At 63.4% G+C, this 8,979-nt stretch carries 7 protein-coding genes; 4 read left to right on the top strand and 3 right to left on the bottom strand.

Going from position 1 to position 8,979, the window contains the following annotated elements; genetic code table 11:
- Positions 1-333 precede the first annotated feature (333 nt).
- Positions 334-1,842 carry a glucose-6-phosphate dehydrogenase gene (gene zwf / locus C3Y91_RS36275; protein ID WP_130672234.1) on the top strand — a complete coding sequence of 503 codons (1,509 nt, stop codon included), beginning with the start codon at positions 334-336 and terminating at the stop codon, positions 1,840-1,842.
- A 33-nt stretch (positions 1,843-1,875) separates the two neighbouring features.
- On the opposite strand, the gene C3Y91_RS36280 is transcribed toward zwf, so the two are convergent.
- The 3 genes from C3Y91_RS36280 to C3Y91_RS36290 all read right to left on the bottom strand — a co-directional run bounded on the left by C3Y91_RS36280 (position 1,876) and on the right by C3Y91_RS36290 (position 3,240).
- The gene (locus C3Y91_RS36280) at positions 1,876-2,217 is read right to left on the bottom strand and encodes a hypothetical protein (protein ID WP_130654981.1); all 342 of its coding nucleotides are present in this window, start codon (positions 2,215-2,217) and stop codon (positions 1,876-1,878) included.
- A 77-nt stretch (positions 2,218-2,294) separates the two neighbouring features.
- Entirely contained in the window at positions 2,295-2,750 is a 456-nt protein-coding gene (locus C3Y91_RS36285) for an NUDIX hydrolase (protein ID WP_130654980.1), read from the bottom strand.
- Positions 2,751-2,847: 97 nt separating this feature from the next.
- Entirely contained in the window at positions 2,848-3,240 is a 393-nt protein-coding gene (locus tag C3Y91_RS36290) for a hypothetical protein (protein ID WP_003546502.1), read from the bottom strand.
- Positions 3,241-3,464: 224 nt separating this feature from the next.
- Here C3Y91_RS36290 and C3Y91_RS36295 point away from each other — a divergent pair, with 224 nt between their 5' ends.
- From C3Y91_RS36295 to C3Y91_RS36305, 3 genes are all read left to right on the top strand, one after another.
- Positions 3,465-5,030, top strand: a complete 1,566-nt coding sequence (locus tag C3Y91_RS36295) for a helicase HerA-like C-terminal domain-containing protein (RefSeq protein WP_024324045.1) — start codon at positions 3,465-3,467, stop codon at positions 5,028-5,030.
- A 329-nt stretch (positions 5,031-5,359) separates the two neighbouring features.
- Positions 5,360-6,973, top strand: a complete 1,614-nt coding sequence (locus C3Y91_RS36300) for an ABC-F family ATP-binding cassette domain-containing protein (protein WP_024322694.1) — start codon at positions 5,360-5,362, stop codon at positions 6,971-6,973.
- 330 nt (positions 6,974-7,303) lie between these two features.
- Positions 7,304-8,833 carry an ABC-F family ATP-binding cassette domain-containing protein gene (locus C3Y91_RS36305; protein WP_024322695.1) on the top strand — a complete coding sequence of 510 codons (1,530 nt, stop codon included), beginning with the start codon at positions 7,304-7,306 and terminating at the stop codon, positions 8,831-8,833.
- Positions 8,834-8,979 lie beyond the last annotated feature (146 nt).

Raw genomic sequence — 8,979 nt, forward strand, 5'->3', positions numbered from 1 at the left:
AAGCTTGAATCACAACCAGATTCCTTATGTCCAGGGCTAAACCTAGCGCATATGACCCTAGCCCTCTCCCCGTAAAAACGGGGAGAGGGGACGTGCCCTGCGAGAGGCTGGCGGGGAACGGAGAGGTCGCGGCATATCCCCTTCGCCCCGCCTGCGGGGGTCCGGAGGACGGGTCGAGACGCGTGGCTCGACCCCGGTTGGTGCCGTCAGGCGGATGACGGGCGGGCGGCGGCGAGCGCCAGAGGATGTCAAATGCCTGTTATCCCTCGCCGCCTATGTTGCGGCAAAACCGGCGCGCAGTATAGTCGGCCGGAAAATCCAAGGAGATGACACATGGACGCTGCCCCTACCCCACCGGTCACCCTCGTCATCTTCGGCGCCACGGGAGACCTGACGCGCCGCCTGCTGGTGCCGGCGATCATCAATCTGACACGCAGCCGCCTCGTCGGCGAGGATCTCCACATTCTCGGCGTCGGCATCGAGCCGGGTGACGACGAGTTCCTGCGCGGGCGGCTCGACCAATTCCTCAGCCATCTGAGCGGCGAAGAGCCGACGGTGAACGACGAGGCCTGGGAAAGCCTGCGCCAGCGCATTTCCTACACCTCCGGGGATTTCACCAAGGACGATATTTTCGTCGAGATCGGCAAGCGGCTGGGGCCGAATGCCAATGCCGCCTTTTATCTCGCCGTCCCGCCATCCTTTTTCGGCACGATCGTCGAGAAGCTCGCCGCCCACGGGCTGACCGATGAAAGCGACCGCGTCTTCCGCCGCGTCGCCATCGAGAAGCCGTTCGGCACCGATCTCGCCTCGGCGCAGGCGCTCAATGCGCAGATTCTCGCCCAGGTCGAAGAAAGCCAAGTCTACCGGCTCGACCATTTCCTCGGCAAGGAGACGGTGCAGAACCTGATGACGGCGCGCTTTGCCAATATGATGATCGAGTCCTTGTGGAATAACCGCTATATCGACCATGTGCAGATCACCGCCGCCGAGATCGTCGATGTCGGCAGCCGCGGCAAATTCTATGATGCAACCGGCGCGCTACGGGACATGGTGCCGAACCATCTCTTCCAACTGCTGGCGATGATCGCCATGGAGCCGCCAAACAGCTTCGATGCCGAAGCAATCCGCAACGAGAAGAGCAAGGTGCTGAAGGCGCTGCGCATCTATACGCCTGAGGAGGCCAAGACGCATGGCGTGCGCGGCGCCTATAGCGCAGGCCCGCTCAATGGCGCCGAGCTTCCGGCCTATCGCGATACGAAGGACGTCTCGCCCGACAGCAGGACCGAGACCTTCGTGGCGCTGAAACTCTATGCCGATACCTGGCGCTGGGCCGGTGTGCCCTTCTATCTCAGGACTGGCAAGGCGCTGACGGCGCGCGACACCGAGATCGTCATCACCTTCCAGCCGGTGCCGTTTGCGCAGTTTCGCGAGACCGAGGTCAATAGTCGCCTGCCGCCAAACCGGCTGGTGATCCAGGTGCAGCCCGACGAGGGCATGAGCATGGAAATTTCGATCAAATCGCCGGGACTTTCCGTCGATACCGTGCCGGTCTCGCTCGATTTCCGCTATGCCGACAAATTCGATATCGCCAAGACGACCGGCTATGAATCGCTGCTCTACGATCTCTTTATCGGCGACCAGACCCTATTCCAGCGCGCCGACGGCATCGAGGCCGGATGGGCGGCGGTGCAACCCTTCCTCGACATCTGGGCTGGGGATCAGAGCGTGCCCGACGCTTACGCGCCGGGCAGCATGGGACCGGCCTGCGCCTACGAACTGATCCAGCGCGACAGGCGGCAGTGGCATGAACTCGGCGTTTTGTTGCACAGAAACGGCAAATAAAGACGGTTCTGCTTTCCAATCCGGACTATCCCGTCAGCGGCAGGCGTCGCTTAGTGTACCGTTGCGCTCGGCCGCGCGGTACTGACGCGTTCCGGGCCGTGGGCAAGTGGGCCGATCCGGCGGAATGACGACGTTGATATCACCGGTTTCGACTGGATCGAGGGGTATCATGAGTCCGCCATTGGATTCCGCCCCCGGCACCGTGCCGGGCGGCATACCGCCGAAGCGGCCGCTATAGTCCATATCAGCAAGCGCCTGGGAGAAGGCCGGCGCGGCGAAGCCGAGGAGAATGATCGAGGCTGCTGCAAGAAACCTACGCATGATGCTATTCCCTATGGTTTCAGCGATGCGACAGAAACAGCAGAACGACCTCATTGTTCCCCTGGAAGCGGGGGCGGACGATCAAAGTTTGGCGATCGGAATATGGCGCCTCAGAGCGGGCGATCTCCGGCTCAATCGCGCCAGCGCGACAGCAGTTTGTCGAGGCCTGTCGGATAGAGATCGATGCCGGCGTTACGCAGCCTGTCGCGGCCGAACCAGCGCGCTGTCGCCGCCGTCTCGTCGAGTTCGCAGTAGCGGATTTCATCGCGCTCATAGAGCGATGCATCGGCCAGTTCGATGTCGGCGGCGAAGATGAATTCGTGACCGGTCGCGCCATGATGCTCGTAGATGTTTTCAAGCAGATGCCAGGGGCCGACGATGCGGATATCGGTCTCGAGCTCCTCGCCGAATTCGCGGTGCAGGGCCTCTTCGCGGCTCTCGCCGAATTCGATCGCGCCGCCGAGCGGGCGGACGCCCTTGATGCGGCCGCTGTCATCCTCCACTTCGGCAGCGAGGAGCTGATCTTTCCGCCAGGCGAGGCCGATCACCTTCACCCTGATCTGCTGCGATGGGCGCCAGACGGTCATCTGCTCTCCTTCCATAGGGATAGCGCTTGCTTTTCACCCAGGTGTGACGAGAACAGTGAGCCCCGCAATTAAGCGAGGCTCCTGCCGATCCCTCGTCTCAGACGAACTGGCTGAGGCCCGGGACGGAAGCGACGACCTCGTCGACGACCTCCTCGCCGGCATATTGCTTGGCGATCGCGATGGTTTCCTTGGCAAGCGAGGTGATCTCGCCCATGCCGAGGCCTTCGCCCATCAGTTGCTGGCCGAGCCCCATGATGCCGCCGCCGCCGAGCGAGCTCATCAGCCCGCCGAGCAGACCGCCGCCGCCGGCACCTGCGCCGTTGAACTGGGCGACGAGGTCGGCGCCGCCGGGGATCGCTTCGATCATCTTGGCAACCGGGCCATCGGCGGCCTCGCGCTGCAGGAAGCCGAGCATCATGCCGAGCGCCTTTTCGGCCAAATCAGGCGCAATACCCACGCGATCGGCGATCTGGGTCACAATTTCATTCATCGTCAGCCTCCTGTTTTTTGACGTTAACGTCAACGTTAATCGAGATTTGACCGCAACTCAAGCCGGCCCCTCCCCGGGCGGCACTTTGTCCAGTTTTGCTTTCAATGCAAACAGTTGTCCGCATCCATCTCCCTGCTTATAACAGGGAAACGATGGTTCGATGAAGGCGGCAGAAGCAAGCCTTCTCATACAAATGGCGGCAGAGCCCCAAGGGAGCATTCCGAATGATCGAGGATGGCAAGATTTTCATCGGCGCGAGCCGCAATCCCGATGACAGCATCAACAAGCCGGAATATCTCGACCTGAAATTCGGCAACCGTCACGGCCTCGTCACCGGCGCTACCGGCACCGGCAAGACGGTGACGCTGCAGGTGCTCGCCGAAGGTTTCTCCCGAGCCGGCGTTCCGGTATTTGCGGCCGATATCAAGGGCGATCTGTCCGGCATCGCCGCCAAGGGCGAGCCCAAGGATTTCCTGACGAAGCGCGCCGAGCAGATCGGCTTCACCGACTACGAATTCGACCAGTTTCCGGTGATCTTCTGGGATCTGTTCGGCGAGAAGGGCCACCGGGTGCGCACCACCATCGCCGAGATGGGACCGCTGCTGCTCGCCCGCCTGATGGATGCCTCCGAACCGCAGGAAGGCGTCATCAACATCGCCTTCAAGATCGCCGACCAAGGCGGGCTGCCGCTGCTCGACCTCAAGGATTTCAGCTCGCTCTTGAACTATATGGGCGAAAACGCCAGCCAACTTTCCAACCAGTACGGGCTGATCTCCAAGGCGTCAGTCGGCTCGATCCAGCGGGCGCTGCTCGTTCTCGAACAGCAGGGCGCCGAGCACTTCTTCGGCGAACCGGCGCTGAAGATTTCCGACATCATGCGCACCAGCAACAACGGCTACGGCCAGATCTCGGTGCTGGCTGCCGACAAGCTGATGATGAACCCGCGGCTTTACGCCACTTTCCTGCTCTGGCTGCTCTCCGAGCTCTTCGAGGAATTGCCCGAGGTGGGCGACCCCGACAAGCCGAAGCTCGTCTTCTTCTTCGACGAGGCGCACCTGCTCTTCAACGACGCGCCGAAGGTGCTGACCGAACGTGTCGAGCAGGTCGTACGGCTGATTCGTTCCAAGGGCGTCGGCGTCTATTTCGTCACACAGAATCCGCTCGACGTACCGGAAACGGTGCTCGCCCAACTCGGCAACCGGGCACAGCACGCATTGCGCGCCTATTCGCCGCGCGAGCAGAAGGCGGTGCGGACGGCGGCCGATACCTTCCGTGCCAATCCGGCCTTCGATTGCGCCACCGTCATCACCAATCTCGGCACCGGCGAGGCGCTGGTCTCGACGCTGGAGGCCAAGGGCGCGCCTTCGATCGTCGAGCGCACGCTGATCCGCCCACCCTCCGGCCGCGTCGGCCCGGTGACCGATGACGAACGCCGGCAGATCATGGACAGGAGCCCGGTTCTCGGCGTCTATGATGAGGACGTCGACCGCGAATCCGCCTTCGAACTGCTGGCCGCGCGGGCGAAGAAGGCGGCCGATGCCGACGCCGCCAAACGGGCGCAGGAAGAAGCACCACAGCAACAGGGCAACACGACCTCCGGCTGGAACCTGCCGGGCTTCGGCGGCGGCAATGACGACGACAACCAGGGCCGCGGCCAATCGCGCGGCCGGACGTCCGGCTATCAGCGCGAAACGGTGGTGGAAGCGGCAATGAAGAGCGTGGCGCGCACGGTGGCAACACAAGTCGGCCGGGCGCTGGTGCGCGGGATCTTGGGGAGCTTGAAGCGGTAAGCGTTTCGCAGCAGAGTGCCGCCTGCCCCTCATCCGCCTGCCGGCACCTTCTCCCGCTCGCGGGGCGAAGGGATTCGCCGCGCCCTCTCCGCTCCCCGCTCACCTCTCGTAGGGCACGTCCCCTCGCCCCGTTTACGGGGAGAGGGTTAGGGTGAGGGGCAACTTTTCACGCCTTCTCTGAACGAATGCAAGATCGTTCCCCTTCTTGAACCGGCAGCCTTTATTCCCTAAATTACCTGCCATCGACCATTTCAACAGGATGTGTGCCGCAATGGATTTCAACCCGATCGCAACGCCAGTTTGCCTTGCCAACCGGGAAATCCATATCCATGCCTGCATCCATCACCCTCTCCCAAATTTCATGGTCCGCGCCTGACGGCCGGCCGCTTTTTTCCAATCTCGACCTGAGTTTCGGGGCGGAGCGTACCGGTCTGGTCGGGCGCAACGGCGTCGGCAAGACGACGCTGCTGAAGCTCGTCTCCGGTGAGATCCAGCCGCATTCGGGGACGGTATCCGTCAGCGGCAGTCTCGGCGTGCTGCGGCAGAGCGTTCAGGTGACGTCTGACGAAACGGTTGCCGATCTCTTCGGTGTGACCGATGCGCTCGCTGTTCTGCATCGTGCCGAAGCCGGAGAGGCAACGGCCGACGAGCTGGCATCCGCGGACTGGATGCTGGAGGCACGCATCGCCGCAGCACTCAATCGGACCGGGCTCGATGCGCCGCCGGAGACACCACTTGCGGCACTCTCCGGCGGGCAGCGTACCCGTGCCGGGCTGGCGGCGCTTGTTTTCACCGAGCCGGACTTTCTGCTACTCGACGAACCGACCAACAATCTCGACCGCGAGGGCCGCGAGGCGGTGATCGCGCTGATGTCAGGTTGGCGGGCCGGCGCCATCATCGTCAGCCATGACCGGGAACTGCTCGAAAGTGTCGACGCGATCGTCGAACTGACGTCGCTCGGTGCCACGCGCTACGGCGGCAACTGGAGCCATTATCGCGAGCGCAAGGCGCTTGAGCTCGCGGCGGCACGGCATGATCTCACTGAAGCTGAAAAACGGATGGCCGAGGTTGCAAGGAAGGCGCAGGCGACGGTGGAGCGCCAGGCGCAACGGGACAGCACTGGACGGAAGATGGCCGCCAAGGGCGGCATTCCGCGCATCGTGCTCGGCGGCATGAAGGAGCGGAGCGAAACGACCGGCGGCGACAATGCCCGCCTCGCCGAACGCCGGCGCGCCCAGGCAATGGACGAGGCAAGGGCGGCGCGCGAGAAGATCGAGATCCTCCAGCCCTTGTCGGTCACCCTGCCGCCGACCGGGCTGCCGGCCAGCAAGATCGTTCTGAAGATGGATGGCGTGACATCGGGCTATCAGCCGGGCGATCCCGTCATCTGCAATCTCTCCTTCGACGTGACGGGACCGGAACGTATCGCCGTCACCGGCCGCAACGGCTCGGGCAAGACCACCTTGCTGGCGCTCGTCACCGGCGAGCTGAAACCCTGGGCCGGCACGGTCAACGTCATGACCGACCTCTCGATGCTTGATCAGAAGGTCAGCCTGCTCGATCCGTCGATCTCGATCCGCGACAATTTCCGCCGGATCAATCCGCTTTCCGATGAAAATACCTGCCGGGCTGCGCTTGCCCGCTTCATGTTCCGGGCGGATGCGGCGCTGCAGACCGTATCGACGCTCAGCGGCGGGCAATTGCTGCGGGCGGGCCTTGCCTGCGTGCTCGGCTCGGCACCGCCGCCGCTGTTGATCCTCGACGAGCCGACCAACCATCTCGACATCGACTCGATATCAGCGGTCGAGGCCGGACTGCGCGCCTATGACGGCGCGCTGCTCGTCGTCAGCCACGACGAAACGTTTCTTCAGAGCATTGGGATCACGCGGCGGTTGGAACTGGCTGGCGGCCGACCCGGCCGGATAAATCAGGACGAGTTGTAACGGGATATCCGTGGCTTCCAGCTCCCTTGCCTCTTTTTGCGGGCAATGTTATTGGAATTCCGCAAGCTTTTGAGAAAGGAGGATCACGCAATGCAATATTATTTTCGGTTTAATCGCCAGCGTGGTCCCGTCAACGCCCTGCAAATGCGTTTGCAGGGCTGACCAGAGACCGTTTCTCGACATCTCTTCCTGGTCTGCCCTTCGTGGCCAATGCGACGCCGTAGCTGACAGCGCGCATTCCTCTCATTTCCCGGGTCCGAACCGCGCAATCCCGTGATGGCTGAACGCCCCGGACCGCGCTTGATACCCGGTCAAGACCAGAGAACGATCATGACACTCATCAATATCCGCAATCTCGGCGTCACGCTGGGCAATCCGTTGTTTTCCAAGCTCAATCTTGTCGTCAATGCCGGCGACCGCATCGGCCTCGTCGCCGCCAACGGCCGGGGGAAATCGACGCTGCTTGCCTGCATCACCGGCGCGCTGGAGCCGAGCGAGGGCGAGATCACCAAGGCGCGGGGACTGACCGTCGGTCATGTCGCGCAGAATGTGCCGGCCGCCCTTTTCGATACGCCGTTCTACGATGCGGTGCTGCAGGCGCTGCCGGCCGATCAGGCCGAAAGCGAAAGCTGGCGGGTCGACGTGGTGCTGGAATCGCTCGACGTGCCGGAGCTCATGCGCGGCCGGCCGCTGAAGCAGTTGAGCGGCGGCTGGCAGCGGCTTGCCATGCTTGCCCGCACCTGGGTCAGCGAACCCGACGTGCTTCTGCTCGACGAGCCGACCAACCATCTCGACCTTGAAAAGATCGCGCAGCTGGAGGGCTGGCTGAATGCGCTGCCGCGCGACGTGCCGGTTATCCTGTCCAGCCACGACCGCGCCTTTCTCAATGCGACGACCAACCGGACGTTGTTCCTGCGGCCGGAGCAATCGCCGGCCTTCGCCCTGCCCTACACACGAGCGCGCGCCGCCCTCGACGAGGCCGACGCTTCCGAAGCCCGGCGCTACGAGCGCGATATGAAGGTGGCGGAGCAGTTGCGCAAGCAGGCGGCCAAGCTCAACAATATCGGCATCAATTCCGGCAGCGATCTGCTCGTCGTCAAGACGAAGCAGCTCAAGCAGCGGGCGGAGAAGCTGGAGGACGCGGCAAAACCGGCGCATCTGGAGCGCTCGGCCGGCGCCATCCGGCTTGCCAACCGCGGCACGCATGCCAAGGTGCTGGTGACGCTGGAGGATGCGGCGGTGACGACGCCGGATGGAACGCTGCTGTTCAAGACCGGCCGGCAGTTCATCTGCCAGGGTGACCGCATCGTGCTGCTCGGCCTCAACGGCGCCGGCAAGTCACGGCTGGTGTCGATGCTGAAACAGGCGATCGAAAGACCGGAGACGGTGCGGGACAGCATCAAGGCGACGCCATCGCTCGTGCTCGGCTATGGCGACCAGGCGCTTGCCGATCTTGCCGACACCGACACGCCGATCGGCACGATCATCCGCCGCTTCGACGTCGGCGACCAGCGGGCGCGGGGCTTGCTGGCCGGCGCCGGCATGATGATCGACATGCAGGCAAAACCGATCGGCCAACTGTCCGGCGGCCAGAAAGCGCGGCTCGGCATGCTGGTGCTGCGGCTGACGGAGCCGAACTTCTATCTCCTCGACGAGCCAACCAACCATCTCGACATCGAGGGCCAGGAGGCGCTGGAGAGCGAGCTGATGGCGCACGAGGCGAGCTGCCTGCTGGTCTCGCATGACCGCAGTTTCGTGCGGGCGGTGGGAAACCGGTTTTGGCTGATCGAGAGGAAGCGGCTGGTGGAGGTGGAGAGCCCGGAAGGGTTTTTTGCTTCGGTAAGGGGTGATGGATGGTGAGGGTGTGGCGTGGGGCATTGCCCCTCACCCTAACCCTCTCCCCGTAAACGGGGAGAGGGTATGTGCCCTGCGAGGGGTGGGCGGGGAACGCAGAGGTCGCGGCATATCCCCTTCGCCCCGTTTACGGGGAGAAGGTGGCGGCAGCC

The organism is Rhizobium ruizarguesonis (assembly GCF_012349115.1).
Lineage (GTDB): Bacteria > Pseudomonadota > Alphaproteobacteria > Rhizobiales > Rhizobiaceae > Rhizobium > Rhizobium ruizarguesonis.

What these genes read in the sequence shown, in the direction of transcription:
- zwf (WP_130672234.1), top strand. Translation starts at nt 334, where the DNA reads ATGGACGCTGCCCCTACCCCACCGGTCACCCTCGTCATCTTCGGCGCC.
- C3Y91_RS36280 (WP_130654981.1), bottom strand. Translation starts at nt 2,217, where the DNA reads ATGAGGTCGTTCTGCTGTTTCTGTCGCATCGCTGAAACCATAGGGAAT.
- C3Y91_RS36285 (WP_130654980.1), bottom strand. Translation starts at nt 2,750, where the DNA reads ATGACCGTCTGGCGCCCATCGCAGCAGATCAGGGTGAAGGTGATCGGC.
- C3Y91_RS36290 (WP_003546502.1), bottom strand. Translation starts at nt 3,240, where the DNA reads ATGAATGAAATTGTGACCCAGATCGCCGATCGCGTGGGTATTGCGCCT.
- C3Y91_RS36295 (WP_024324045.1), top strand. Translation starts at nt 3,465, where the DNA reads ATGATCGAGGATGGCAAGATTTTCATCGGCGCGAGCCGCAATCCCGAT.
- C3Y91_RS36300 (WP_024322694.1), top strand. Translation starts at nt 5,360, where the DNA reads ATGCCTGCATCCATCACCCTCTCCCAAATTTCATGGTCCGCGCCTGAC.
- C3Y91_RS36305 (WP_024322695.1), top strand. Translation starts at nt 7,304, where the DNA reads ATGACACTCATCAATATCCGCAATCTCGGCGTCACGCTGGGCAATCCG.